The following is a 24,148-nucleotide window of genomic DNA, read 5'->3' as shown; positions in this document are numbered from 1 at the left end:
GGCTTCCTGGGGGAGTTGGACGGGTGGTATGGGACCGGAGGCCTGCGCGGCGCATAACGATCCCGTAACGAAAGTGTCCTGAATGGATGGTTTCAACGGAAATGACCAGCCCTGATGGACTTATGCCTGAACCGAATCAGGCTCCGCCCGGTGATCGTCGCGTTTTTGCAATCTTTTGAATGGTCTGGCGAACCGGGCATTGCCATCGTTCCGGGGATGATGACCCCGTACCCCACATCCCTCCTCTCCCCGCTGCGCCCTGTGTCGCGCCGCCATCTGCTGCAGTTGCAGATGGCACCGGTCACCCTGCGCCCGTTCCAGCGGGCCGATCTGCCGGCCTGGCGCCTGTTCGACGACCGCCGCCGGCGCGGGCGCCGCCATCCGGCCGGTATCGACGAAGAAGCCCGCTTCCTTGCCCACATGCATCGCTCGCGGCTGGAGCAGGACAACGACCAGCTGCTGCTGGGTGTGTTCGATGACGAGCACGGCACTGTCCTGGACCAGCTGCATGTCCGCCTGCAGTCCCTGCATACGCGCTGCGCCGAGCTGCTGTCGCTGCAGCACTGGCACCCGCACGTGGATGCAGCGCTCCGCGCGCTGTGCCCGTTCCTGTTCGAGGATGTGGGCGTGCACCGCCTGTTCGTGATGCTGCCACCGGACTGCAGTGACCCGTTCGCCACTGCGCTGCACGCCTTCGGCTTCGAGCACGAAGGCCTGTTGCGCGACCATCATCTGGATCTGGATGGCTGGCAGGACCGCCAGCTGCTGGCGCTGACTGCACCGGTCTGGCGCAGCCGCCAGCAGCCACCGGGTTAGCGGACCCGCTCCAACGCGTCGCCTGCGCCGGTCAGCACCGAGCAGGCGTGGTCCTGCAGTTCTTCGGCGCTGGCCTCGTTGCCGGTGCCGGCGTCCACCCGGGTCGCCAGCAGGATGAAGCCCGGGGCGCCCTGCATGGCGTCCCGGCCGGCCACGACCAGGCTCCACTGACCAACATCGTCCACGCCTGCGAGATCGTAAGCCAGCAGATTGAGCGGATTGGCGGTCAGTTCCGCGCCCGCCAGCAGGCGTGCCTGGTATTGATGGCCGCGCAGCAGGACCGGCAGCGGTGCCCAGCGGCTGCCGAGGGCGGCAGCATGCGTGTCCAGCGCCTGCAGCACGTCGGCGCGCAGGCAATCCACGTGGATATGCAGCTGGTGCTGCGAGCGGCCGTGCGGCGAGTTCAACGCCAGGCTGGCGACGTTGCGCGGCAGTGGTTGCCGCAGGGCCTGTTCGGTGTGGCTGCGCGCCTGCCAGGCGGCAGCGAAGTAGTTCGGTGCACCACGCTGGTACAGGCTGCGGCTCTCGATACCGCTCACCTTGTCCAGCGGCATCAGCAGGAACTGGTAGTCGCCGTGCGCATCCTTGACCAGCACATCGCGGCGGTCTGCGGCCGTCTCCACGCGCAGGCAGTCGCCGCGTGGACCTTCGGGGCCCCGGCAGTCACGTTCGATCAATCGCCACAATGCATCGGAATGGGCCGGCGGCGGCGGCGCACTGGCACAGGCGGACAACAACAGCAGGGACGACAGCAGGAAGGGGCGTAGGGACACGGCAACGACTCACGGAGCAGGCACGGCAGACAGCGCCGCGCTGCATTCTAGCCAGTGCGAAGCTGCAATCAGTAGGTGCCGAACGGCACTTCAACCACGATCGGGGCGGCACCCTCGCCGGCCTGCAGGCTGTAGCGGTCCAGCGCCCCATCGTCATCGGCGTGCGGCTGGCGCTGGAAATGCAGCGGGTAGCGGGTGTCCCCCAGGCGCACGGCGCTGCCGTCGGCCTCCAGCGCGGCACCTTCCGGAATCAGCAGCCCGCCCAGGTCACTGTAGGCGCCAGGCACATCGGCAAAGCTGTAGTCGGCCAGCTCGTCCACCCGCTGCATCGCATAGACGTGCGGCACATAGGGACGTGCGGGGCTGCGGCCATTGCTCAGGTCGGTCACCCAGGCCTGCGGCAGGTGGTACTGCTCGCGCAGCGCGGCCACGCCCAGCGAGGGGCTGGCCACCTGCAGGCAGCACACCGTGCGCTTGCCTTCGCGGTCAAGAATGGCGAAACGGTCACCGCGGGTGGCCGCCTGCGGCAGCATGGCGAAGGCCAGGTTACGCTGGGCCGGTGCGTAGCCGGATTCGGTCTGCAGGTTGCGCCAGGCACCGAATACCGGGGTTTCGACCGGCGCGGGTTCCGGATCGGCAGCGGAGGCGGAGGCGGAGGCGGAGGCGGAGGCGGCAAACGCTACGCCCAGCAACGACAACACCAGCGCCGTCATCGTCTTGTCCTTGCCGCGGAAACTGCCTGCCGTCATACCGTATCCCACATCTGCGCCGGAAAGGCCCGGCCTGCCCGCTGGCGTACTGCCAGCCATTCCTCCCACTATGCAATGACCACGCTGTGCCGGCAATGACCGGGACGCTGACGCCTTTCGCACGCTCGGTGCTATCGTTCCCGCCATCTTCCCTGCGCAGGAGCGCTCGCATGTCTGCATTCCGTCTGTCCCTGTTGCTGCCGGCCTCTGCCCTGCTGCTGTCGGCCTGTGTCAGTACGCCTGGCCCGGAAGTCAAAGGCAGCGGCCGCTGCGACGCCAGCCAGCTGGGCTGGGCGATCGGCCAGCCGGCCAATGAGCCCAACATCCGCCGCCTGTCCCGCGAGAGTGGCGCCGGCCTGGTCAACCCGATCGGCCCCAGCACCATCACCACCAAGGACATCCGCCAGGACCGCCTGCGCGTGTTCGTGGACAAGGACAACATCATCACGTCCACGCGCTGCGAGTAAGCGCCGCCACCGCTTTTGTAGGGTCGAGCCATGCTCGACTGGCTTTTCGCGCCGCCCATCCGAAGACCCGTCGAGCATCGCTCGACGCTACAATTCAGGGTTCGGTATAGCCGGCACAGTCCGGCAGTGCCTGGTCCGGGTGGAACATCCCCGCCCCGAAGCGGAACAGTCGGGTGTAAGTACACGCCGGGTCCTGTTCGATGCGCAGATCCTGCTTCTTCAGCGGCCCCCTGGCCAGCGAATCCTCGAAGCGCGAAACACCGGCCGGGTACCGGGTCGCCACGGTCTGGTAGCGCAGCACTGGCATGCCCTCGGCAACCGTATCCAGCGCCAGCTTCGCCGAGAACCCGTATTCGTCGTGGCAGGCACCGGCGCGCTGCCTGATGTCCTGCTCGCTGAAACAGGCGCGGATCATCGCATTGCCCAGCCATGGCACGGTCAGCACGTCGTCGTCCACCTGGATGTCGTCCTGCAGGTGACGCACGCGTGCCAGCTGCAGCGTGGACGCGTCGGCACCTCCACCGGAGTACATGGTGCTGAACTTGACGATGCCACCCACCAGCACATTCTGGCGGGCGCGCTGCTGCGGGTCGGTCACCGGTTCATCGCTGCCCACGCCAGGGGCCAGCCGCACGATCCATGGCCACAGCGACAGCTCGCTTTCCTGCGGCACGTCGATGCTGACGTGGTAGGTGTGCGGCTTGCCCTGGCCCGGTGCCTTCTCAAGCACTTCCAGCACGGTCGGCCGGTTACCCTCCTCGGCAACCGGCTGCACGCGTACGCACCAGTTGCCGTCCCGCGTGCAGTCATAAAGCCCCGACGGTCCAGTCTCACTCGCGATCAGTACCTGTCCCAGCGGCTCCATCACGTTGCCGGCGGCATCGCGCTGCTGCGGCAGGATCGCGCTCTGGGCCAGCGCCAGCAGCGGGGTCGCCAGCAATGCAGTGCACAGGGTGGCGCGGACGGCGGCGGTGGGCATGGATGGCTTCTGCGGATGGGCTTCCGATGGTAACCGTTGCCCGGGCGTTGCCCGGGCGGCGTCGAGCCATGCTCGTCTGCTGTCTGTCGGCAGGAGCAGCCGAGCATAGGGTCGGCACTACATCATCCGCAATCGCAGCCACCCCAGCCCTTGGCTTTCGAGGTCTGACCAATGCCCGGATTGAACGTATTGCTCGGGTCCAGCTGCCTGTAGAACCCGGCCAGCGCCGGCTTGGCCGGGTACAGGTGACCGACATTGTGCTCGGCTGGGTACTCGGCACCACGCTGGTCCAGCAATGCCCACATTGCGTGCTCGATCGCCATCGGGTCTTCACCCTTGCGCGCGATGTAGTCCTGGTGGAACACGTGGCACAGGAAGTGCCCGTAATACAGCTTGTGCAGCAGGCGGCCGTCGACATCGGCCGGCAACTGCTCGAACCAGTCGGCATCATCTCGGCGCAGGGCAATGTCCAGCGCCACGATGTCCTGCACCTGCCCGCGATGCACTTCGCGGTAGCGCACCGCGGCACCGGCCACGGCGAAGCGATGCAGGAACGCCTTGCGCCCCTCCTCGGCCGTGCAGTGGAAAAAGCCGCCTTCGTGCCCGGCGAAGAAGGCGCGCAACCAGGCCTCGGTTTCCGCAGCGTCCTGGGCAGAGACCTTCAGCAACAGGTGATGCTCGTAGCGCTGGCGGAACTCGCCCATGCGCTTGGGCAGGTGCGAGGGCAGCAGGCCGGTCAGAACCTGCATCACCCGGTCAGTCACCCCACGCAGGCCCAGCCGTTCGAACCAGCCGTCGACGCGGCTCTTCAATGCGAACGCGGCAGGTACACGTGCGGTGCCGAGGCGATCGATCAGCAGGAAGCTGTCCTTGCCGTAGCGCTCGCCGATGTCATAGGCATCGCGGTGGATGTACTCACCGGCAATCGGCAGGCGCTCGAAGCCGGTCAGCAGCTGGCGCCGGATCGCCGTGAGGCTGTCGGTGCGGTTGCTGCCGATGTAGAAGACTTCGGCGGCCTCCTTTTCGAAGGTATCCAGGCGCACCGCGAACACCGCCAGCTTGCCGGCCGAACCGGCAGCCTCGTAGTGGCGGCTGGGATCAGCATTGAAGCGCGCCGGGGTATCGGCGTCGACCTTGCGCACTTCGTCGGCGTAGCGCGGATCGGAGGCCGCGCGGCCGTCGCCGTCCCCCACATCCGACGCACTGTAGTCGCCGGCCTGCAGGCGCTGCAGGATCTGCTCGGGCGTATCGCCCAGCGCGATGCCGAGATGGTTGACCAGCTGTAGTTGGCCCTGCGCATCGACCCGCGCGTACAGCGCCAGCTCGGTGTAGGCCGGGCCACGGCGCACCAGCGCGCCGCCGGAGTTGTTGCAGATGCCGCCCAGCACCGAGGCGCCGATGCAGGACGAGCCGATCACCGAATGCGGTTCACGGCCCAGCGGTGCCAGCGTCTGCTCCAGGCGGTCGAGCGTGGCACCGGGCAGGCACAGCACCTGGCGGCCTTCGTTCAACAGCTGGATGCCGGTCAGGCGCAGCGTGCTGACCAGCACGATCGGCCGGCCGTAGTCATCGCCGTCCGGGGTCGAGCCACCGGTCAGCCCGGTATTGGCCGCCTGCAGGATGATCGCCGCCCCACCCTGCACCGCTGCCTGCAGCACGCGCCACAGTTCCAGCAAGGTACCCGGGCGCACCACCGCCAGTACCGGGCCATCGCCGAAGCGGTAGCCGCGACGGAAGCGGCGCGTGGCCTTGTCGCCGGTCAGTACATGGCGGCTGCCGACCGCGTCGCGCAACTGTGCCAGCACGGCATCGTGGCCACTCATGGCAGGCTGACCAGCGAATCGCGGCCGATGTCAGCGATGCGACGCGCACCGGTCAGTGTCATCGCCACGCGCATCTCCTTGGCGATCAGGTCCAGCAGGTTGGCCACGCCGGCCTCGCCCTGCGCGGCCAGCGCATAGACGAAGGCGCGCCCCAGCAGCACGGTATCGGCACCGAGCGCCAACATGCGCACCACGTCCAGGCCGGTACGGATGCCCGAATCGGCGAGAATCTTCAGATCGCCCTGTACTGCGTCGGCAATCGCCGGCAGTGCGCGTGCGGTGGACAGCACGCCGTCCAGCTGGCGGCCACCGTGGTTGGAGACCACGATGCCATCGGCACCGAACCTGACCGCATCACGCGCGTCATCCGGGTCAAGGATGCCCTTGATCACCATCGGGCCCTTCCAGAATTCGCGGATCCACTCCAGGTCCTTCCAGGAAATGGAGGGATCGAAGTTGCTGCCCAGCCAACCGATGTAATCCTCCAGCCCGGTCGGGTTGCCACGGTAGGTGGAGATGTTGCCCAGATCATGCGGACGGCCGAACAGTCCCACGTCCCACGCCCAGTGCGGATGGGTGATGGTCTGGCCGATACGGCGCAGCGAGGCATTCGGGCCGCTCATGCCGGAGTGTGCATCGCGGTAGCGCGCGCCCGGCACCGGCATGTCCACGGTGAACACCAGCGTGGTCACGCCAGCGGCCTGCGCCCGCTCCAGCGCGTTGCGCATGAAGCCACGGTCGCGCAGCACGTACAGCTGGAACCACATCGGCCGCTGGATGGCCGGTGCCACTTCCTCGATCGGGCACACCGATACGGTCGACAGCGTGAACGGGATGCCGCGGCTGTCGGCCGCGCGCGCCGCCTGCACTTCACCGCGCCGGGCATACATGCCGGTCAGGCCGACCGGCGCCAGCGCCACCGGCATCGCCAACGTTTCGCCGAACAGCTCGGTTTCCAGGCTCAGGTCGGACATGTTGCGCAGGATGCGCTGGCGCAGCGCGATGTCGGACAGGTCGGAAACGTTGCGCTTCAGCGTGTGCTCGGCATACGCGCCGCCATCGATGTAGTGGAACAGGAACGGCGGCAGCCGCCGTTCGGCAGCAGCACGGTAATCGGTGGAGGCGGAGATGATCATGGGGTCAACCGTGTGGGGAAGGTAGACGCGAGGCCCGCGCACGCCGGGCTTCGTTGTCATCGAGCGTGCGCAGCGTGGTGTGCACGAACTCGAGGTGGGCATGCGCGGCGGCGCGCGCGCGTTCGGGGTCGCCGGCCAGCACCGCGTCCATCATCTCGCGGTGCTGGTCGGACAGCGGCGAGAAGGTCCTCGCCGAGGTGTAGAGCTTTTCGCGGCTCTGCGAGATGTTGGTCTGCAGCAGTTCGAACAGGCCGCGCATCACCTGCAGCAGCACCAGGTTGTGCGAGGCCTCGGCGATGGACAGGTGGAAGGCCGCGTCAGCCTCCGCTTCACCGGTGGGGTCGTTCTTGCCGTGCGCGTCCATCATGGTCTGGAAGGCCTGCGCGATGCGCGTGCGGTCCTCGTCGGTGGCACGCAGCGCCGCATGCCAGGCGGTGGCGCCTTCCAGCGCATGGCGGATCTCCAGTACGTCGAAGCGGTATTCCGGGTCGCCCTGGAACAGCGGCAGGTACGGCGCCAGTGGTTCATCCAGCGCCTGCCGCGCGCGCGCCGCCGGTTCGGCCACGTAGGTACCGCCACCAACCCGTGCGGTCAGCAGGCCCTGGCTGGCCAGCTGCGCGATGGCCTCGCGCAGCGCGGTGCGCGAGACCCCCAGCTGCACCGCCAGGGTGCGCTCGGCCGGCAGGCGGTCGCCCGGCTGCAGCCGCTGTTCCTGCACCAGGCCGCGCAGCTGCGCGGCCACCTTGTCCGAGATACGTTGCGTGCTCATGGCGCCATTGTGGCCCGAAGCGCGCAGCGGGTGGTCGGCCAGCCGTGCATGGCTCAGGGGATCATCCAGGTCAGCCAGTAGGCCTGGGCCAGGGTGATCAGGCCGACCATGGTGGTGAAGACCAGGCTGTGCTTGACCGTGAAACGGAACAGGTCCGATTCCTTGCCGGCCAGGCCAACCGCCGCGCAGGCAATGGCGATCGACTGCGGCGAGATCATCTTGCCGGTGACACCGCCGGTGGTGTTGGCCGCTACCAGCAGCACGTCGGACACGCCGATCTGCTGTGCGGTGGTGGCCTGCAGTGCCGAGAACAAGGCATTGGACGAGGTGTCCGAACCGGTCAGGAACACGCCCAGCCAGCCCAGGAACGGAGAGAAGAACGGGAAGGCGTCGCCGGTGTGCGCCAACGCCAGTGCCAGTGTCGCCGACAGGCCCGAATAGTTGGCGATGAAGGCGAAGGCCAGCACCATGCCGATCGAATAGATCGGCATGCGCAGCTCACGCACGGTTTCGCCGAAGGTCTGCAGCGCCGACCGGGCCGGCATGCGCAGCGCGATGATCGCGATCACCGCCGCGAGGATGATCGAGGTGCCGGTGGCCGAGAACCAGTCGAACTTGTAGACCGCCTCATAGCTGAGCGGCGCGTCCACGATAGGTGGCATCTTCTGCACCCTCTGGTCGAGGCCCGGCACCGGGAGCTTCAGCACCCAGCCTTCCAGCGGGCCGCCTGCCGCGAACAGCGACTTGAACGGCTTGATGCTCCACAGCGTGACCATCGCGGTGAGGATCAGGAACGGCGACCACGCCTTGGCGATCTGGCCGACGCTGTAGCGCGGCGCCTCCAGTGCCTGTGCGGCCGCCTCGGCGCTGGTTTCGGTATCGAAGCGGAAGATCCGTACCGGCTTCCAGCGGCGCAGGAACAGGGTCAGGCAGACCAGCGACGCCAGCGAGGCGGTGATGTCCGGCAGTTCCGGACCGATGAAGTTGGAGGTCAGGTACTGCGCGATGGCGAAGGAGCCACCGGCCACCAGCACCGCCGGCCAGGTTTCCTTGATGCCACGCCAGCCATCCATGATCGCCATGATCCAGAACAGCACGATGACGGTCAGGAACGGCAGCTGGCGGCCGGCCATCTGGCCGATCTCGAAGGCATCCAGGCCGGTGACCTGCCCGGCCACGATGATCGGAATACCCATTGCACCGAACGCCACCGGCGCAGTGTTGACGATCAGGCACAGGCCGGCGGCATACAGCGGCTTGAAGCCCAGCCCGACCAGCAGCGCCGCAGTGATCGCCACTGGTGCGCCGAAACCGGCCGCGCCTTCCAGGAAGGCACCGAAGGCGAAGCCGACCATCAGCATCTGCAGGCGCTGGTCTTCGGTCACCGACAGGATCGAAGCGCGGATGATGTCGAACTGACCGGTCTTGACCGAGACCTTGTAGAGGAACACCGCGCCGATGATGATCCAGGCAATAGGCCACAGGCCGTAGACGAAGCCGAAGCCGGCCGCACCCAGCGCCTGGCTCAGCGGCATGCGGTAGAACAGCAGGGCCACGCCAAGCGCGATGGCCACGGTGATCGTGCCGGCCAGCCAGCCCTTCATGCGCAGCACGGCCAGGGCAACGAAGAAGAACGCGATCGGCAGCAGCGCGATCAGGCTGGACAACCACAGGTTGCCGGCGGGGTCGTACAGGTGTTGCCAGGGCTGCATGAAGACTCTCGACTGGATGCGGAAGGTGCCCCACCGCAGGCGGTGGATCGCCGTGGCTGTCGATTATTGGTCGTACCAACAATGGTTTCGATCAGACCACTTGCAGCGGATTTAACCGCCACTCCGGCGAGGAACCTATTAGACCATAGGGCTAGATGCCATATTGGTCCGACCATTCAGTCCGCATGGTAGTGCCGGCCGCTGGCCGGCAATTCGAGATTCCCTACGAGATCCGTTTCTCCAGCCGCCGCATCACCGCCAGCACCAGCACGCACAGCACGCTCACGCCGATTGCAATCACGTACTTGCTGATCCCCACCGCAATCCCGATGGCCGCCGCCATGATCAACGAGCTGGCCGTGGTCAGGCCGCTGACCTGGTCCTCGCGTGACCCACGCAGGATGGTGCCAGCGGCAACGAAGCCGACACAGGCCACCACCGCTTCGATCAGGCGTACCGGATCAACCTGCAGCAGGTCGCGGTAGCGCTCCTGCTGGAAATGCTCGGCCACCGAGTCGCCAAGGCCGACGATCAACGCGGCGGCCCCTGCGATCAGCATGTGCGTACGCAGGCCAGCGGCGTGCTTGCCCATCTCGCGCTCGACGCCGAGCACGCCGCCGAACAGCATCGCTGCGGCAACGCGCAGCAGGATCGAGACATCCTGGGTAAGTTCCATGGGAAAGCTCCGGAATTTTCCCGGAGCGTCGCGCGGCGATCGTGGGACGGCGGTGAAGGCGATGGCACGCCTTCTTCACCGCACGCATTCCTCCACGCATGGCGTGGATCTACTGACCGCATTCGCTCACTGCGCCAGGTAGCCACCGTCGATGGCGTAGTACGCGCCGGTCGCGAACGAGGCATCGTCGCTGGCCAGCCAGGCCACCAGCGCCGCCACCTCCTCGGCCGTACCCAGCCGCTTCAAGGCGTGACGGCCTTCCAGCGTGGCGCGCACCTTCGGGTCCATCTTCTCCAGCAGCGGTGTGCTGATGAAGCCCGGGCCGACCGCGTTGACACGAACGCCGTCGGCGGCATGTTCCCAGGCGGCGGTCTGGGTCAGCCCGACCACGCCGTGCTTGGCCGCCGCATAAGCGGTGGAACCGGCATACCCCACCTGGCCCAGGATCGAGGCCATGTTGATGATGCTGCCGCCGCTTCCAGCGGCTCGCATTGCCCGGATCTGCGCACGCTGGCACAGGAACACGCTGGTCAGGTTGACGTCGATGACCCGCTGCCAGCCATCAATCGGATAGTCACCGCTGCTGGCGGCCGGCCCGCCGATACCGGCGTTGTTGACCGCCACATGCAGGCCGTCGAGTTCCTTGATCGTGCGCTGCACCGCCGCCTCCACCGCTGCGTCGTCGGTGACGTCCAGCGCGATGCCAATCGCCTGTGCACCGGCATTGCGCAACTGCGCCACGGTGGCATCCACCGCATCCTGCTTCAGGTCCCAGACCGAGATCCGCGCGCCGGACGCCGCCAGGGTCTGCGCCACGGCCAGACCAATGCCGGACACGCCGCCGGTCACGATCGCGGTCTTGCCGGTGAGTTGGTAATCAATCATCTGCGTTCTCCATCAGTGGGGGTATCGAAGTGGCCTGCAGCAGCCAACCACCCCACCCTACGCGCATTCCTGTGATGGCCTGGCTGACACCGCGTCTACGGGTGATCGTTCCACCCATGAAACCTCAACTCAAGTTGATGTATGGAATTACGTACGGATATGCATGCAAAACGCCGGCGTATGCTCGGCGGCATTTTCACTTTGGCCGTAATCGTCAATCGTTTTGACTCTATTGGAATCAAAAGCGCGCGAATCGAGGCGACAATGGGAAACGTTTCCAGTTTCTTCGACACACTCCATTCAATCTGGCGTTTCCCCAGCCATCCAGAGTGCCCACGCCACTGCTTCCCAGCATGCCTGCGCGGGTAACGACCGGATCTGCATCTGCGTTGCAGAGCGCGTGGGCGAGGTCATGCCAGCGTCCACCTCCAAAGTACGTGCCGAGCGATGTCCCGATACTTCACTTTTGCCGATTACCGCCGCTTCGGCCACCGTCATGGCTTCGATTACCGCGCTGACCCGGAACACCTGCGCGACGACCAGTGGGCCGGCCATGGCGAGGTCAACGAGCAGTTCCTGCGCGGCGGCATGAGCCTGATCGCCTCCGACGTCCATAATCGCTTTCCTTATGTAGCGACCGCCCAGCAGAGTCCCGGCCTGGCCATCCGCGTGATGCTGCAGGGCCAGGTCGATGTGCGCATTCCGCGACGCGGTGGTTTCACCCTGCGCGCCGGCACGGCGATGACCGCGCACCACCGCGAGCAGGTCGAGATGACCGGTGCGCATCCCGGCGAAACGCGCATGCGCGGCGTCAGCGTCATGGTGCCCGGCCAGATCGATCCGGATCTGTTCCATCTGCCGCAGCTGGAGACCGCGCTCAACAGCCACCTGGAATGCCGCCACTGGGCCATTCCGCATACCCTGCTGCCGGTACTCGGCCAGTTGTTCGACAGCCCATGGGAAGATGGCATCGACGCCTTGTGGCGCGAGGGCGTTGCTCTGCAGCTGCTGGCCGTTGGCCTGAAGGCCGAGGATCTGCAGACCGACCCTGTACGAACGCTGCGGGCCGGCCAGCGCGAGCGCCTGGAGCGCGTGCGTGCCTACCTGCATGACGACCCCAGCCACGCCCACAGCCTGGTCGAGCTGGCCCAGCTGGCCTGCATGAGCCCCAGCTCGCTGCGCCGTCATTTCGCCCAGCAGTACGGCTGCTCGGTGTTCGACTACCTGCACGAGCAGCGCATGCGCCACGCCGAACAGGGCCTGCGCGAGGACGGCTGGACGGTCGAGCAGGCCGCCGCCGCCAGCGGCTACCGTCATCCCAGCAACTTCGCCGCGGCATTCCGCAAGCGTTTCGGCCTGGTCCCCAGCCGCTGGCGCACGGGCCCCTCGAAGGTGGGGTGAGGCCTGTGCTCTGGTAGGTGTCGACCTTGGTCGACATGCTCCTGCGCGATCGCGGATGCCGGCCAGCGGCCGGCACTACCACACCCGCCTGAATCGACCTGCGATGGCTCCGCTCTGGTGGGTCTCGACCTTGGTCGATCAGCATGCCATTGCCCAGCCTTGGTAGGTGTCGACCTTGGTCGACACGCTCCTGCGCCATTGCGGATGCCGGCCAGCGGCCGGCACTACCCCAGCCGCCTGAATCGACGTGCCATGGCCCAGCTCTGGTAGGTGCCGACCTTGGTCGACACGCTCCTGCGCCATTGCAGTTGCCGGCCAGCGGCCGGCACTACCCCAGCCGCCGGGTATCGCACACCCGGCGGATCTCACTAACCTCAATACACCGGCAGATCGATGTAGCTCGCCTGCGCCGCGCTGTGCCAGACCCGCTGCGTGGCCTTCTGGTAATCGCCTGGCTTGGCCAGGTAGATGTTCGGCACGTAGGTCTGCGGGTTGCGGTCGTACAGCGGGAACAGGCTGGACTGCACCTGCACCATCACCCGGTGGCCCTTCTGGAACGTGTGGTTGGCGTTGGGCAGGTCGAAACGGTACGGCAGCACCTGGTTGGCGGCCAGCGGCTTCGGATCGCTGAAGCTTTCGCGGTAGCGGCCACGGAAGATCGCCAGCGACACAGGCAGCTCGTAGCCACCCATCTCCGGCGTCGACGCTTCCTGGTCCGGATACACGTCGATCAGCTTCACCACCCAGTCACTGTCGGTGCCACTGGTCGAGGCCTGCAGGTGCACCACCGGCGCGCCGCCGATGCGCAGCGGCGCGGTCAGCGGTTCGGTGATGAAGGTCAGCACGTCCGGGCGACCATCGACAAAGCGCTGGTCCTTGACCAGCCAGGTGGTCCACATATCGCGGTCACCGAAGCGGACCGGACGCGGCACGAACGGCACCGGCTTGGCCGGGTCGGACACGTACTCCTCGAAGTCGCCCTCGCCCGCCGCCGGTGCCTGGAATGCCAGCTTGCCGCCGGCCCGCAGGTACAACGGCTTGCTGCTGGCAGCACAGCCCTTGTCGCAGCTGCGCGGCCAACCCTTCAGGCGATCCCAGTGGTTTTCGCCGGTGTTGTAGACCAGCACCGGCGGCGTGTCGGCCTTCGGCGCGCCATCCACCAGGTACTGGTCGAAGAACGGCTTGAGCACATCACGGCGGAACTGCAGCGCGGTATCGCCGTCGAACTTCAGCGCGCCCAGCTCACTGCCGCTGTAGTTCACCTGGCTGTGCCGCCACGGCCCCATCACCAGGTAATTGCGGTTGTTGCCGCTGTCGCGCCCTTCCATTGCCTGGTAGGCGTGGTTGGCGCCCCACATGTCCTCCTGATCCCACAGGCCCTGCAGCCACATGGTCGGCACCTTCAACGGTGTTTTCGCCATCACCGCGTCCAGCGCCTGGCCCTGCCAGAAGCCGTCATAGGCCGGGTGCTCGACCAGCTTCTTCCACCAGGTCAGCTGGTCCACGCCGGTGAAGCGCGCATAGTCGCCAGCCGAACCGATCCGCAGGAAAGTGCTGTAGTCGTCATAGCCGAGGCTGGGCAGCGGCGTACCCTTGCCGCGCTTCTCGGTCTGCATCGCGAAATAGTTGAAGTTGACCTGGCGGAACGCACCGTAGTTGAGCCAGTCGTCGCCCATCCAGCCATCGACCATCGGGCTCTGCGGTGCGGCCACCTTCAGCGCCGGATGCGGGTCGGTCAGCGCCATCACCACGGTGAAGCCCTCGTACGACGAGCCGAGCATGCCGACCTTGCCATTGCTCTCCGGCACGTTCTTCACCAGCCAGTCGATGGTGTCCCAGGCGTCGGTGGAGTGGTCGACTTTGGTGTTGTTCAACGGCCCGCGCAACGGCCGGGTCATCACGTAATCGCCTTCGGAGCCGTACTTGCCACGGATGTCCTGGAACACGCGGATGTAACCGCCGTCGACGAACACCTCGTCGCCCTGCGGCAGCAGGTCGCGCATGCGCGGCGAATCACTGCGGCTGGCGCGGCCAGCGGCATCGTAGGGCGTGCGGGTCAGCAGGATCGGGGCATTGCGGGCGCCCTTGGGCACCACGATCACCGTATACAGCCTGGTGCCATCACGCATCGGCACCATCACCACGCGCTTGTCGTAGTCACGACCGACATCGGGGGCAACGAAGGGCTTGCCGCTGATGTCCGGGGTCATCGGCGGGGTATCGGCGGCCAGCACGGTGCTGGACAGGCAAAGGGCAATGGCTACAGCGACGGCACGCACACGCATGGACAACCCCTCCCGGCAGGAAAGCCTCAAGCCTACTCCTGCCTCGAGCTGTGAGGTGTGGGCGGGCTTTGCATTCTGCGGCGGATGCAGGCAGGACTGATGGCACATGTGCCCGCGGTGCCGCCGCGCTCGCCAACGACCGGTAGTGCCGGCCGCTGGCCGGCAACTTCATGATCCTGGGGCGCGTTACGCGGTTGCCGGCCAGCGGCCGGCACTACCGGTCAGGCCATCGGCACTTCGTGCAGCGCCAACCAGCGCCAGCGACCCTGCTCCCGCCGCAGCACGGCCAACGATTCGCGCCATGTGAGCTGGCCGCTATCGAGCGAATGCCCTTCGCGATAACGCAGCACCGCCAGCGGTGATGGCGCTTCCACCGCCTGCACGGCGTCGATGGAAATCCGCAGCCCGGGGCGCGCCCCGTGACCGCCCGCGAACAGTGCCTGCACGGCCTTCCGGTCCAGCCTGCGACCCGCGATGCCGACCATGCTGAAGTCCGCGCAGAAATGCGCCATCAGATCATCCAGCGCATCCGCAGCCACCTCGGCCCGGAACCAGGCCTGCAGCTTGTCGTGCAGGTGGTGGATTTCATGTTCTGCGGTGATATCCATCAGGCATTCTCGGGTTGCGAAAGGGAAACAGAGTGCGAGTGGCGCAACAGCGCCATCGGCAACAGCGTCATTGCGGCGGCCAGACCCAGAGCCACGCTGGTGGCGCGTGCTGGCAGCCACTGCATGGCCAGCGCCAGCAACAGCGCAATGGCGGCAGTACCAAGGCAGAAACTGAGCTGACGGTTGAGGTTCCAAAGGGCACTGGCATCGCCCAGCGCTTCACCCTCCACGCCGTGGAAAGCCAGCGTCTGCGCGGTGCTGCTGCACAGGCTGCCGCCGGCGCCCATCAGCGCGAACAGCAGCCCGGCCAACGCGAAGGCCGGCTGCGGCAGCATCGCCATCAACAGCAGGCCGCTGGCCTGCAGGATCATTCCCATACGCAGTGCCGTGGCCGGGCCGAAGCGCGCCAGCAGGCGCTTGCTGGCCGTGATCGCAATGGCCGAGGCCAGCGCCCAGGGCAGCATCAACGCGCCGATGCGTGCCGCGCTGTAACCGGCCTGGTGCAGCTGGAGGGTACTGACCAGCTGGCTGCCGATGAACACACCGGGCACTGCCAGATAGACCAGCATCGCCAGGCGCAGGCCCCGATGGGACAGCAGCGACCAGCGCAGCAGGGGCTGCGTCTGCTGCCGTGCATGCCGCAGGTGGGCCGCCGCCAACAGCATTGCGATCAACAGCAGTACGGCACCGGCGGCCCGATGGCCGGGTTCACCCAGCCAGGTCAGCGCCAGCAGCAACGCGCCCAGCGCCAGCATCGCGGTAGACAGCGCATAGGCCTGCAGGCGCGGCGCACTGCGCGCGCCATCGGCCGGCATCCAGGCCAGCACCAGCCCGATCGCCACCACGGCCAGCGGCAGGCTGGCCCAGAGCACACCGCGCCAGGACAACCACTGCACCAGCAGCCCACCGAGCGCGGGCGCCAGTGCCGGCACCAGCAGCGCCACCAGCAGGATGCGGCGGGTCAGCGCGCCACGCTGGTCGGACGTGCATTGTCGGTACGCTGCCGCCTGTGCCACCGGAATCAGCAGGCCACCGGCCAGCCCCTGCAGCAGGCGCCAGCCCAGCAGCCAGCCGATACCCGGTGCGGCGCCGGCCAGCACGGCGGCAACCGCGAACAACAGCAACGCCACCAGCAGCAGGCGACGCTCACCACAGCGCGCGGCCAACCAGGGCGCCAGCGGAATCACCACGCTCAGGCCCAGCATGTAGGCGGTGCCCACCCAGGCCAGGGTACCGACATCAGCGTGCAGTTCCGCTGCCAGTGCCGGATAGGCCACCGTGGCGATGAACATGTTGACCAGATCCAGGGCGAACACCAGCAGGAAGATCGCCTCATGGCGCAGGCGGGGGGACGGCATCGGCGGCGCTCCAGCAGGGAAGCGGCCAGCATGCCGTGCGGGCCTTGTTGGAAAAACACGACAGAAACTGCAACACTGTCAAATCCATTTTGACAATGAATTGCCATGGCCAGCCTCGATCGCTTCGATATCTTCCGCGCCGTGGTCGAGGCCGGCAGCCTGACCGCAGCAGCCGATCGGCTCGGCCTCAGCCGCGCGGTGGTCAGCTTCAACCTGAAGCGGCTGGAGCAGGAGCTGGGCGTGACCCTGCTGTTGCGCAGTACCCGCCACCTGGCCCTGACCGAGGCCGGCGAACAGTTCCTGCAGCACTGCGTGCAGGCGTTGGACGCCGCACAGGCAGCGATCGATGCCGCGCGCCGCGACCAGCACCAGCTTCAGGGCGTGCTGCGCCTGACCACCACGCCGGAGTACGCCCAGCTACGCTTGATTCCTGCGCTGGAGGCGTTCCGTGCGCGGCACCCGGCGCTGCAGCTGCACCTGTCCACGTCTCCCGCGCCGGCGGACCTGATTCCCGAGCGCTTCGACCTGGCGATCCGTCTTGGCCGTCTGCCGGATTCGGGCCTGCACGCCAGCGAACTGGAACGCCATCCACTGTGCCCCGTGGCGGCTCCGTCCCTGCTGGCACGCCTGCCCTCTGCCGATGCTGCCGACGACCCGGTGCAGCTGGGCACCCTGCCCCGCCTCGGCTACCCGCGCCTGGCCGACGTGCCGGTGGTGGCGCCGGATGGCAGCGACGCCCTGTTTGCCACCAACCCGGGCAATGCGGTGGTGCGCGTAGATGGTGCCAGCAGCCTGCGTGCCTTCGCCGTGGCCGGCGCCGGGGTCACCGTGCTGCCACGCTGGCTGATCGAGGACGACCTGGCCCAGGACCGGCTGCGCCCGGTGCTGCGCCAGCACCGCTTCCCGCAGCAGAGCGTGTACGCGGTCTACCCGCACAGCACGCAGCCCTCACCGAAGGTACGGCAGCTGATCGATTTCCTGCGCGGGTGGTTTGGCAAATGAAAAAAGGGACGGAGGGGATTAAGTCGTTTATGCATAAACGACTTAATCCCCTCCGTCCCCTTTTTCAGACACGGCCCTGTGCGGGCCGTGCCTTCACGCATCAGCGCAGCACCTGCTCCACCAGCTGCACGTCCACGCTCTGCAGCGGTTCGGCCGCATTGCGCGACAGCTGGACCTGGTAGGTGCCACCGTCGATCTTCCACTGGCGGGCCTGTGCATCATAGTGGGCCAGCGTCTTCGGCTCGGCTTCGATGCGGATGCGGCGCTGTTCGCCCGGCTGCAGGTTCACCTTGTCATAGCCGATCAGGCGGATCGGCGTGGTGCTGCCAGCCGGAAGCTTCAGGTACAGCTGGGCCACGTCGGCACCGGCACGCTTGCCGGTGTTGCGGATGTCGACGCTGGCGACCAGGCGCGAGCCCTCCACGCTCACCTTCAGATTTTCATAGGTGAACGAGGTGTAGGACAGGCCGTGGCCGAAGGCGAAGGTCGGGGTCAGGCCCTTGGCCGCCATCCACTTGTAGCCGACGTTGGCGCCTTCGATATCGAAATCGAACACATCACCAAACGGCTTGGCCGGCTTGAAGCCGAGGCCGTCGATGTGCGGGCGTGGCAGCTGCGATTCGTCCGTCACCCAGGTCACCGGCAGGCGGCCGGACGGATTGACCTGGCCGGTCAGCAGCGCGGCAATGCCTTCGCCACCGCGGATGCCCGGATACCAGGCCTGCAGCATCGCCGGCACCTGCGCCAGCCACGGCGTGCGCACCGGGCCGTTGGTTTCCAGCACCAGCACGGTCTTCGGGTTGGCCTTGGCCACTGCCGAGATCAGGGCATCCTGGTTGTCCGGCAGCTGCATGTCCGGCAGGTCCACCGATTCGGCGGCCCACTGGGTGGCGAACACGATGGCCACGTCGGCCTGCGCGGCGGCCTTGGCCGCAGCGGCGGCATTGGTCCCGTCCACATACTCGATGGTCGCGTCCGGGCGCGCGGCGCGCAGCGATTCCAGCGGCGAGGACGGGTGGAAGATCACCGGGCCCGGCCAGGTGGTCGGCATCACGCCCGGCACCGCATTGGTGCCCTTTGCGGTCACGCCCACCATCGACGAACCACCGCCGCCGATCACGCCCTTGTCGGCATGGCCGCCGATGATGACGATGCGCTTCACGCTGTCGGCCAGCGGCAGCAGGTTGCCCTCATTGCGCAGCAGCACGCTGCCCTCTTCCACCGTGCGCTGGGCAACGGCGAAGCCGGCCTCGGCATCCACCTTCTGGTGCTGCGGCGGGTTGTCGAAGTTGCCATGCAGGAACATCGTGCGCAGGATGCGCGCCACCATGTCGTTCAGGCGCGCCTGCGGCACTACGCCGCCGTGCACGGCCAGGCGCAGCGGTTCGTCGAAGAACACCGCCGCGTCGAACACTTCACCGGCCGACTGCTGATCGAGGCCAGCCAGCGCCGCCTTCGAACCACTGTGCACGCCGCCCCAGTCGGACATCACGAAACCGGGGAACTTCCATTCCTGCTTCAGCACCTGGTTCATCAGGTAGCCGTTCTCGCAACCGTAGGTGCCGTTGATCTTGTTGTACGAGCACATCGCCACGCCGGGGCGACCGGCTTCAAGCGCGATCTCGAAGGCCAGCAGGTCCGACTCGTGCATGGCCTGTTCGCCGATGCGTACGTCGTGGAAGTTGCGGCGGGTCTCCATGTCGTTCAGCGCGAAGTGCTTCATCGAGGAGATCACGTGCTGGCTCTGCACGCCCTGGATCAGCGCGCCGACCATCGAACCGGCCAGCAGGGGGTCTTCACCGGCGTATTCGAAGTTGCGACCGTTGCGCGGGTCACGCTGCAGGTTGACGCTGCCCGACAGCAGGATATTGAAGCGCTGCTGCCATGCCTCGCGGCCCATCGTGGCGCCACCGGCGAAGGCGACTTCACGGTTCCAGCTCGATGCGGTGGACGGGCCCGACGGCATCGCCGTGGCGAAATCGCCCGGGCGGATGCCACCCGGATTGGTCACGCCGACGCCGGCATCGGCCGACTGCTGCGACGGAATGCCCAACCGCGCCACGCCCGGCACGAAACCAGCCGAACCGACTGCGCCTTCCGGCAGCGGGCCACCGTCCTTGCCCAGCCCGAAGTAGCTGTGCAGCATCTGGAACTTCTCATCCTCGGTCATCGCCTTCAGCAGCAGCGCAGCGCGCGCGTCGGCGTTGAGGGTGGTGTTCATCCACGGCCTGTCGCCATGCGTGTCGGCGGCGTAGGCCAGGGTCAGCAGGGTGGCGCGCAGGGTACTGCCTTCCACCTTGAACGGCGCACTGCTGGCGGCCTGGAAGCCATCGCTGAAATAGCTGGCATCGGCTTCCAGCGCGACACGCGCCGGATCGAAGCCTGCGGCCTTGGCCGATTCACCGGCCACCGCGCCGAGCAGCACCGCCGGTGCACCCAGCCGCGAACGGGTGACCAGCGCCGGCAGCTGCGCCGCACCTGCACCGGCATCGGTATAGACCGCCACGGTGTGGCGGCCGTCGTCCAGGCGCAGGTAGTTCAGGCCCGGCTGGTCGGGGCCGGATTCAGCGGCGATCGGCAACCGGGTCAGCACGGCCTGGCCGCGCTGGGTCTGGCCATCATCCTTGCCGGCAGCAATGAAGCGGTACGCGTAGCCCAGGCCATCGGCCAGCACCTGCAGCGGATCGACCTGGCCGATGCCGCGCTGCACCTGGCGCACGCTCACCGCGTCCACCTGCAGGGTCTTCAACTGGGCGGCCAGGGCCGGCATCGCCTCGGCGGTCGGGGCCTGTTCCAGGGTCAGCACAGTGAACGCGGCAGGGTCGGCCCAGGCCGGGGCGGCCAGTGCGGCAGACAGGGCCAGGGACAGTGCAAGCGGCTTTGTAAACGTTTTCATCGGCAGGCGTAATTCCGTTGCCAAGGCAATCGGTCCAGGGAAAGTGCCGCCGAAGGGTGCAGCGTTCATGCCGCGCAGGGGTTGCCAGGCAACGTCCCGCAGGCCGATGGACGGGCCGGTCTGCGCGCGGGACCCTCCTCCCGGCGTGACAACCTGCCTGCCCGGGCCGCGCAGGGCGACCCAATCCTGTGAAGATTGTGCGAGGGCGTTCACACCTGTCAACAGGACCTAAGTCACAGGGGCAACCCGGCCAGCGGTTATCAGGCCATCACCGGCGGTCATCAGCGCGCCGCGCGAGGCTGCCGATAATGAGGGTCCCTGGCCACGAACCGAGCCCATGACCGTCCATCGCGACTTCGACCATCTCTGGCGCGACCGCTGTGACACTTCCAGCCAGCGCGCGCCGCGCGTGTTGATCCGGGTGTTCGTGGCCCCGGGGGAGTTGGAGCGCAGCGTGGCGTTCTACGAGCAGCTGCAGGGTGTGGTGGCCGATGCGGGGTTCCCGTTTCCGGAGGCCGGGCTGCGTCTGGCGATGGTCGGTGCGTTCCTGTTGATCGAGGGCAGCGAGACGGCGCTGGCGCCGTTCACTTCGACCACGGGAACGCTGCTGGTCGACGATGTTCGGCCCTATCACGACAAGCTGGTCGCGGCTGGCGCCGAGATCATCTTCCCGCTGCAGGTGGTACCCACCGGGGCGGCGTTCAACGCGGTGCATCCCGATGGCACGGTGGTCGAGTACGTGCATCACCGGCCGGATCCGCAGGGGCGCTGAGGGGGCGAACGGCCAGGCTGCGCCCGGCACCCGAGGTAGTGCCGGCCGCTGGCCGGCAACCTCAGAAGCAACAGCCGAAGCAAAAGCGGGCTTCCTGTGGGATGGCGGGGTGGGTCCGGCTGCGGGGGGCGCTGCAAGTACGTCCATGTAAGCTCGGTCGCGCCATCCATGGCGCTCACGCCCCCGCAACCGGACCCACCCCGCCTTCGACAGTCTTTCGCGACCTGCAGTAGATCCACGCCATGCGTGGATGCTCTTCGTTTCATTGTCGAAATATTTGATTTCGATGGAGATTCATCCACGCATGGCGTGGATCTACAATCCCTCCATGTCCTCCCCCGCCCTACCCTGGAATGGCACGTTGCAGCTGGATGCTCACGTGGCCGTGCTGCAGGGCCATGCCGGTGGCAGCGCCTCGCATGCGCACTACGCCCATCAACTGCTGTTGAGCGACGGTACGCCCTGGCAGGTCGAAGTCGATGGCGTACGGCAGCAGGGCCAACGGCTGTGGCTGCCGTCCTTCCAGCCGCACGCAATCCTGTCGGCACCGGAAGCGGGCTGTACGGTGTTCCTTGAGCCGGCGCATGCCGACCTCGAACAGATCCAGCAGCACCTGCACTCGCTGCCCGGCACTGCGATGGAACTGCACGACTGGCTGCCACGACTGAGCCGCCCGCAACCGCTGGACCGCCGCGTGCAGGCGGCATTGGCCAGGATCGCCCAGCACCTGCCCGGCCCGGTGCCGGCCGCCGATATCGCCGAGGCGGCGCACCTGTCGACCAGTCAGCTGCACCGGCGTTTCCAGTCCGAGCTGGCAGTGACCCTGCGCGGCTGGGTGCTGTGGCAACGGTTGCGCCGCGCGCTGATGCATCATCTGAGCGGTCACAACCTGACCGACAGTGCGCATGCCGCTGGATTCGCCGATCTGGCCCATCTCTCGCGCAGCCTGCGCCGCATGTTCGGCATCGGTGCAGCGCAGCTGCAGGGCCTGCAGCTGCACGCGGCCTGACATGTTCGATCATTCGCGCCTGCGCAGACCTTCCGGCAACTCCGGCACCTCGCCATGCGGCAGTTCGCGGAACGGCGCCAGCAGCTGCCCCGGATAATCGCGCGGATAGTCCGGCTGACTGCCGATGCCAAGGTCGCGTTGCTGCAGCCGATAACCCGGCGCATCGAAGGCGGTCCCCAGCAGATGGTCCCAGGCGGTCAGGAACAGGCCGAAGTTGACGTCGCCCGCGGTGCCGTAACGCATGTGGTGGAAGCGGTGCAGCGGCGCCCAGGCCATCACCCGGCCGAGCACGCCGGGACGCATGTCCACGTTGGAGTGCTGCAGCAGCAGCTGGATGGCAATGGCGAAAGCCAGCACCGCAGCCACCGGCATCGGCAGGCCCAACAGCAGCAGCGGCAGCACGCCGCCCACCGCTTCGGCCGCCTGATGCAGCGGGTGTTTCATCAGCCCGTTGAAGCCGTACATGCGGGTGACGCTGTGATGCACCGCATGCAGCCGCCACAACCAGCCGATGCGATGGCTGGCGTAGTGCACCAGGGTGATGCCGAGATCAGCGCAGACGATGGCCAGCAGCACCTGCAGCGCGAATGGCCACTGCACCGGCCACAACTGCCACGGAATGATTGCCGCCAGCAGCGGCACCGCCGCGATCGACAGCAGGTTCAGGCTTTCGTTGACCAGTGCATGCAGGGTGTCACGCAGGCTGTCGCCGTGGTCGTGGTTGAACGCGGGGTCGTACGGCCAGGCACGCTCGGCGGCGAACGAGACCGCGATGGCGGCCGCCAGCAAGGCCAGCAGCCACAACGGATCACCGTGGCAATGGCCGACCCAGACGACGGCAGTGGCAACGAAGCCCAGCAGGAACAGCGGGGCATACAGGCGGAGCATCCAGTGCTTCATGGGCAACCCGGAAAGTGAGGGGCCTGCATGCTGGCGCCGCGTATGGGGTGCTGGCTTGAACAAACGACGCAACCCGCACGCACCGGGTAGACGCCGACCTTGGTCGGCGCCGCGTTTCCCACATCCACGCATGGCGCGGCTCTACAATGGCGCCCTCATCGCGCCCGGGGCCGGCATGGATTCCTTCAACCTGATGCGTGCCTTCCGCCGCATCGTCGAACGCGGCGGGCTGGCCCGCGCTGCCGAAGACCTGGGCATGTCGCCCGCCGGCCTGAGCAAGCAGCTGCGCACGCTGGAAGCGCATCTGGGCGTGGTACTGCTGCAGCGGACCACGCGGCGCATGAGCCTGACCGAGACCGGCCACGCCTATTACCGTGAATGCTGCCGCCTGCTCGACGAGCTGGACGCATTGGAACGTGGCATCGCCGAACAGCGCGGCGACGTGGCCGGGCGCCTGCGCGTGAACGCGCCGCAGTCGTTCGCACTGAGCACGCTGTCGCCGCTGCTGCCACGCTTCCTGCAGCAGCATCCGCAGCTGTCGTTGGATCTGGTGATGGAAGATCGCCTGCTCGATGCAGTCGGTGAGGGTTTCGATGTATCGCTGCGGCTGCGTGCCGAGCTGGATGATTCACGCCTGGTGGCGCGCCGGCTGGCGTCGCTGCAGCAGGTGCTGTGCGCGGCCCCGTCCTACCTGCGGCAGCATCCGGCACCGCAGGCGGTGGACGATCTGCAGGCGCACAGCGTGCTGGCCTACAGCCTGTCCGACTCGCCCGGCAGCTGGCCGCTGCTCGGCCCCGATGGCCAGGTGACGATCACCCTGCCGGCGCGCGTCACCGTCAACAACAGCCTGCTGCTGCGCGACCTGCTGGTGGCCGGCATGGGCATCGGCGCCCTGCCCTCGTTCCTGGCCGCACCGGCACTGGCCCGTGGCGAACTGCAGCAGGTGCTGCCCGACCACTGCTATCCGCCACGCTTCGTGCATGCGGTCTACCCCACGTCGCGCCACCTGCAGCCCAAGGTGCGTGCCTTCATCGATTTCCTGCACGCCGAGCTGCCCGGCTGCGCCGGCCTGGATTCGTAACCGCCAGCGAAAACTGAGCTGCCCGCGGCGTGCTGTTTCGGCTACGCCGCG

At 67.2% G+C, this 24,148-nt stretch carries 21 protein-coding genes; 7 read left to right on the top strand and 14 right to left on the bottom strand.

Going from position 1 to position 24,148, the window contains the following annotated elements:
* Nucleotides 1-216 precede the first annotated feature (216 nt).
* On the top strand, nt 217-816 hold the full coding sequence (locus AC5P60_RS16160) for a GNAT family N-acetyltransferase (RefSeq protein ID WP_099490249.1): 600 nt from the start codon (nt 217-219) through the stop codon (nt 814-816).
* Here AC5P60_RS16160 and AC5P60_RS16155 read toward each other — a convergent pair.
* Nucleotides 813-1,589, bottom strand: coding sequence for a CDP-diacylglycerol diphosphatase (locus tag AC5P60_RS16155; RefSeq protein WP_495201774.1), 777 nt, complete (start codon nt 1,587-1,589; stop codon nt 813-815). The two genes, AC5P60_RS16160 and AC5P60_RS16155, sit on opposite strands and share 4 nt — an antisense overlap.
* Before the next feature lie 68 nt (nt 1,590-1,657).
* Nucleotides 1,658-2,338, bottom strand: a complete 681-nt coding sequence (locus AC5P60_RS16150) for a hypothetical protein (RefSeq protein ID WP_049403501.1) — start codon at nt 2,336-2,338, stop codon at nt 1,658-1,660.
* Between the two features lie 170 nt (nt 2,339-2,508).
* Between AC5P60_RS16150 and AC5P60_RS16145 the strand changes: the two genes are divergently transcribed.
* Nucleotides 2,509-2,805, top strand: coding sequence for a hypothetical protein (locus AC5P60_RS16145; RefSeq protein ID WP_005413768.1), 297 nt, complete (start codon nt 2,509-2,511; stop codon nt 2,803-2,805).
* A 94-nt stretch (nt 2,806-2,899) separates the two neighbouring features.
* Here AC5P60_RS16145 and AC5P60_RS16140 read toward each other — a convergent pair whose 3' ends face one another.
* The 7 genes from AC5P60_RS16140 to AC5P60_RS16110 form a co-directional block, all read right to left on the bottom strand.
* On the bottom strand, nt 2,900-3,784 hold the full coding sequence (locus AC5P60_RS16140) for a hypothetical protein (protein WP_149501188.1): 885 nt from the start codon (nt 3,782-3,784) through the stop codon (nt 2,900-2,902).
* Between the two features lie 122 nt (nt 3,785-3,906).
* Complete coding sequence (dld, locus tag AC5P60_RS16135; RefSeq protein ID WP_262101613.1) at nt 3,907-5,607, bottom strand: D-lactate dehydrogenase; 1,701 nt, start codon at nt 5,605-5,607, stop codon at nt 3,907-3,909.
* Nucleotides 5,604-6,743, bottom strand: a complete 1,140-nt coding sequence (lldD, locus tag AC5P60_RS16130) for an FMN-dependent L-lactate dehydrogenase LldD (protein WP_483693261.1) — start codon at nt 6,741-6,743, stop codon at nt 5,604-5,606. Before lldD ends, dld begins: the two co-directional genes overlap by 4 nt.
* Before the next feature lie 4 nt (nt 6,744-6,747).
* Nucleotides 6,748-7,512 carry a transcriptional regulator LldR gene (gene lldR / locus AC5P60_RS16125; RefSeq protein ID WP_005410034.1) on the bottom strand — a complete coding sequence of 255 codons (765 nt, stop codon included), beginning with the start codon at nt 7,510-7,512 and terminating at the stop codon, nt 6,748-6,750.
* Between the two features lie 53 nt (nt 7,513-7,565).
* Nucleotides 7,566-9,224: an L-lactate permease gene (lldP, locus tag AC5P60_RS16120; protein ID WP_033833904.1), complete on the bottom strand. Its 1,659-nt coding sequence runs from the start codon at nt 9,222-9,224 to the stop codon at nt 7,566-7,568.
* Nucleotides 9,225-9,447: 223 nt separating this feature from the next.
* Entirely contained in the window at nt 9,448-9,900 is a 453-nt protein-coding gene (locus tag AC5P60_RS16115; protein ID WP_005413774.1) for an MgtC/SapB family protein, read from the bottom strand.
* 126 nt (nt 9,901-10,026) lie between these two features.
* On the bottom strand, nt 10,027-10,785 hold the full coding sequence (locus AC5P60_RS16110; RefSeq protein ID WP_060380112.1) for an SDR family NAD(P)-dependent oxidoreductase: 759 nt from the start codon (nt 10,783-10,785) through the stop codon (nt 10,027-10,029).
* A 447-nt stretch (nt 10,786-11,232) separates the two neighbouring features.
* Between AC5P60_RS16110 and AC5P60_RS16105 the strand changes: the two genes are divergently transcribed.
* A complete protein-coding gene (locus AC5P60_RS16105) occupies nt 11,233-12,186 on the top strand; it encodes a helix-turn-helix transcriptional regulator (protein WP_005413776.1) in 954 nt (317 codons plus the stop codon).
* A gap of 374 nt (nt 12,187-12,560) precedes the next feature.
* Here the strand turns inward: AC5P60_RS16105 and AC5P60_RS16100 are convergent, their stop codons facing one another.
* The 3 genes from AC5P60_RS16100 to AC5P60_RS16090 all read right to left on the bottom strand — a co-directional run bounded on the left by AC5P60_RS16100 (nt 12,561) and on the right by AC5P60_RS16090 (nt 16,437).
* The gene (locus tag AC5P60_RS16100; protein WP_005413777.1) at nt 12,561-14,471 is read right to left on the bottom strand and encodes a CocE/NonD family hydrolase; all 1,911 of its coding nucleotides are present in this window, start codon (nt 14,469-14,471) and stop codon (nt 12,561-12,563) included.
* 221 nt (nt 14,472-14,692) lie between these two features.
* Nucleotides 14,693-15,079, bottom strand: a complete 387-nt coding sequence (locus AC5P60_RS16095; protein WP_062607263.1) for a DUF4440 domain-containing protein — start codon at nt 15,077-15,079, stop codon at nt 14,693-14,695.
* Nucleotides 15,079-16,437 (bottom strand): MFS transporter, encoded by a 1,359-nt coding sequence (locus AC5P60_RS16090; protein ID WP_483693262.1) that lies wholly within the window; start codon nt 16,435-16,437, stop codon nt 15,079-15,081. Before AC5P60_RS16090 ends, AC5P60_RS16095 begins: the two co-directional genes overlap by 1 nt.
* 105 nt (nt 16,438-16,542) lie before the next feature.
* Between AC5P60_RS16090 and AC5P60_RS16085 the strand changes: the two genes are divergently transcribed.
* Nucleotides 16,543-17,439 carry a LysR family transcriptional regulator gene (locus tag AC5P60_RS16085; protein WP_483693263.1) on the top strand — a complete coding sequence of 299 codons (897 nt, stop codon included), beginning with the start codon at nt 16,543-16,545 and terminating at the stop codon, nt 17,437-17,439.
* Nucleotides 17,440-17,539: 100 nt separating this feature from the next.
* On the opposite strand, the gene AC5P60_RS16080 is transcribed toward AC5P60_RS16085, so the two are convergent.
* Entirely contained in the window at nt 17,540-20,335 is a 2,796-nt protein-coding gene (locus AC5P60_RS16080; RefSeq protein ID WP_461291529.1) for a beta-glucosidase family protein, read from the bottom strand.
* 337 nt (nt 20,336-20,672) lie between these two features.
* Between AC5P60_RS16080 and AC5P60_RS16075 the strand changes: the two genes are divergently transcribed.
* Nucleotides 20,673-21,107 carry a VOC family protein gene (locus tag AC5P60_RS16075; protein WP_033833914.1) on the top strand — a complete coding sequence of 145 codons (435 nt, stop codon included), beginning with the start codon at nt 20,673-20,675 and terminating at the stop codon, nt 21,105-21,107.
* Nucleotides 21,108-21,411: 304 nt separating this feature from the next.
* Nucleotides 21,412-22,116 (top strand): helix-turn-helix domain-containing protein, encoded by a 705-nt coding sequence (locus tag AC5P60_RS16070; protein WP_049453584.1) that lies wholly within the window; start codon nt 21,412-21,414, stop codon nt 22,114-22,116.
* A 9-nt stretch (nt 22,117-22,125) separates the two neighbouring features.
* Here the strand turns inward: AC5P60_RS16070 and AC5P60_RS16065 are convergent, their stop codons facing one another.
* The gene (locus tag AC5P60_RS16065) at nt 22,126-23,004 is read right to left on the bottom strand and encodes a sterol desaturase family protein (RefSeq protein WP_227843662.1); all 879 of its coding nucleotides are present in this window, start codon (nt 23,002-23,004) and stop codon (nt 22,126-22,128) included.
* 142 nt (nt 23,005-23,146) lie between these two features.
* Here AC5P60_RS16065 and AC5P60_RS16060 point away from each other — a divergent pair, with 142 nt between their 5' ends.
* Nucleotides 23,147-24,097, top strand: a complete 951-nt coding sequence (locus AC5P60_RS16060; protein WP_221233382.1) for a LysR family transcriptional regulator — start codon at nt 23,147-23,149, stop codon at nt 24,095-24,097.
* Nucleotides 24,098-24,148 lie beyond the last annotated feature (51 nt).

The organism is Stenotrophomonas sp. YJH_SMC_120 (assembly GCF_059368675.1).
This window is presented reverse-complemented; position numbering and strand designations above follow the sequence as displayed.

Bases quoted from the DNA above. Each gene is read 5' to 3' on its own strand.
- AC5P60_RS16065 (WP_227843662.1), bottom strand. From the start codon at position 23,004: ATGCTCCGCCTGTATGCCCCGCTGTTCCTGCTGGGCTTCGTTGCCACT.
- AC5P60_RS16090 (WP_483693262.1), bottom strand. From the start codon at position 16,437: ATGCCGTCCCCCCGCCTGCGCCATGAGGCGATCTTCCTGCTGGTGTTC.
- AC5P60_RS16095 (WP_062607263.1), bottom strand. From the start codon at position 15,079: ATGGATATCACCGCAGAACATGAAATCCACCACCTGCACGACAAGCTG.
- AC5P60_RS16085 (WP_483693263.1), top strand. From the start codon at position 16,543: ATGGCCAGCCTCGATCGCTTCGATATCTTCCGCGCCGTGGTCGAGGCC.
- AC5P60_RS16115 (WP_005413774.1), bottom strand. From the start codon at position 9,900: ATGGAACTTACCCAGGATGTCTCGATCCTGCTGCGCGTTGCCGCAGCG.
- AC5P60_RS16145 (WP_005413768.1), top strand. From the start codon at position 2,509: ATGTCTGCATTCCGTCTGTCCCTGTTGCTGCCGGCCTCTGCCCTGCTG.
- AC5P60_RS16150 (WP_049403501.1), bottom strand. From the start codon at position 2,338: ATGACGGCAGGCAGTTTCCGCGGCAAGGACAAGACGATGACGGCGCTG.
- lldR (WP_005410034.1), bottom strand. From the start codon at position 7,512: ATGAGCACGCAACGTATCTCGGACAAGGTGGCCGCGCAGCTGCGCGGC.
- AC5P60_RS16140 (WP_149501188.1), bottom strand. From the start codon at position 3,784: ATGCCCACCGCCGCCGTCCGCGCCACCCTGTGCACTGCATTGCTGGCG.
- AC5P60_RS16110 (WP_060380112.1), bottom strand. From the start codon at position 10,785: ATGATTGATTACCAACTCACCGGCAAGACCGCGATCGTGACCGGCGGC.
- AC5P60_RS16075 (WP_033833914.1), top strand. From the start codon at position 20,673: ATGACCGTCCATCGCGACTTCGACCATCTCTGGCGCGACCGCTGTGAC.
- AC5P60_RS16060 (WP_221233382.1), top strand. From the start codon at position 23,147: ATGGCGCGGCTCTACAATGGCGCCCTCATCGCGCCCGGGGCCGGCATG.
- AC5P60_RS16105 (WP_005413776.1), top strand. From the start codon at position 11,233: ATGTCCCGATACTTCACTTTTGCCGATTACCGCCGCTTCGGCCACCGT.
- lldD (WP_483693261.1), bottom strand. From the start codon at position 6,743: ATGATCATCTCCGCCTCCACCGATTACCGTGCTGCTGCCGAACGGCGG.
- lldP (WP_033833904.1), bottom strand. From the start codon at position 9,224: ATGCAGCCCTGGCAACACCTGTACGACCCCGCCGGCAACCTGTGGTTG.
- AC5P60_RS16100 (WP_005413777.1), bottom strand. From the start codon at position 14,471: ATGCGTGTGCGTGCCGTCGCTGTAGCCATTGCCCTTTGCCTGTCCAGC.
- dld (WP_262101613.1), bottom strand. From the start codon at position 5,607: ATGAGTGGCCACGATGCCGTGCTGGCACAGTTGCGCGACGCGGTCGGC.
- AC5P60_RS16160 (WP_099490249.1), top strand. From the start codon at position 217: ATGATGACCCCGTACCCCACATCCCTCCTCTCCCCGCTGCGCCCTGTG.
- AC5P60_RS16080 (WP_461291529.1), bottom strand. From the start codon at position 20,335: ATGAAAACGTTTACAAAGCCGCTTGCACTGTCCCTGGCCCTGTCTGCC.
- AC5P60_RS16070 (WP_049453584.1), top strand. From the start codon at position 21,412: ATGGCGTGGATCTACAATCCCTCCATGTCCTCCCCCGCCCTACCCTGG.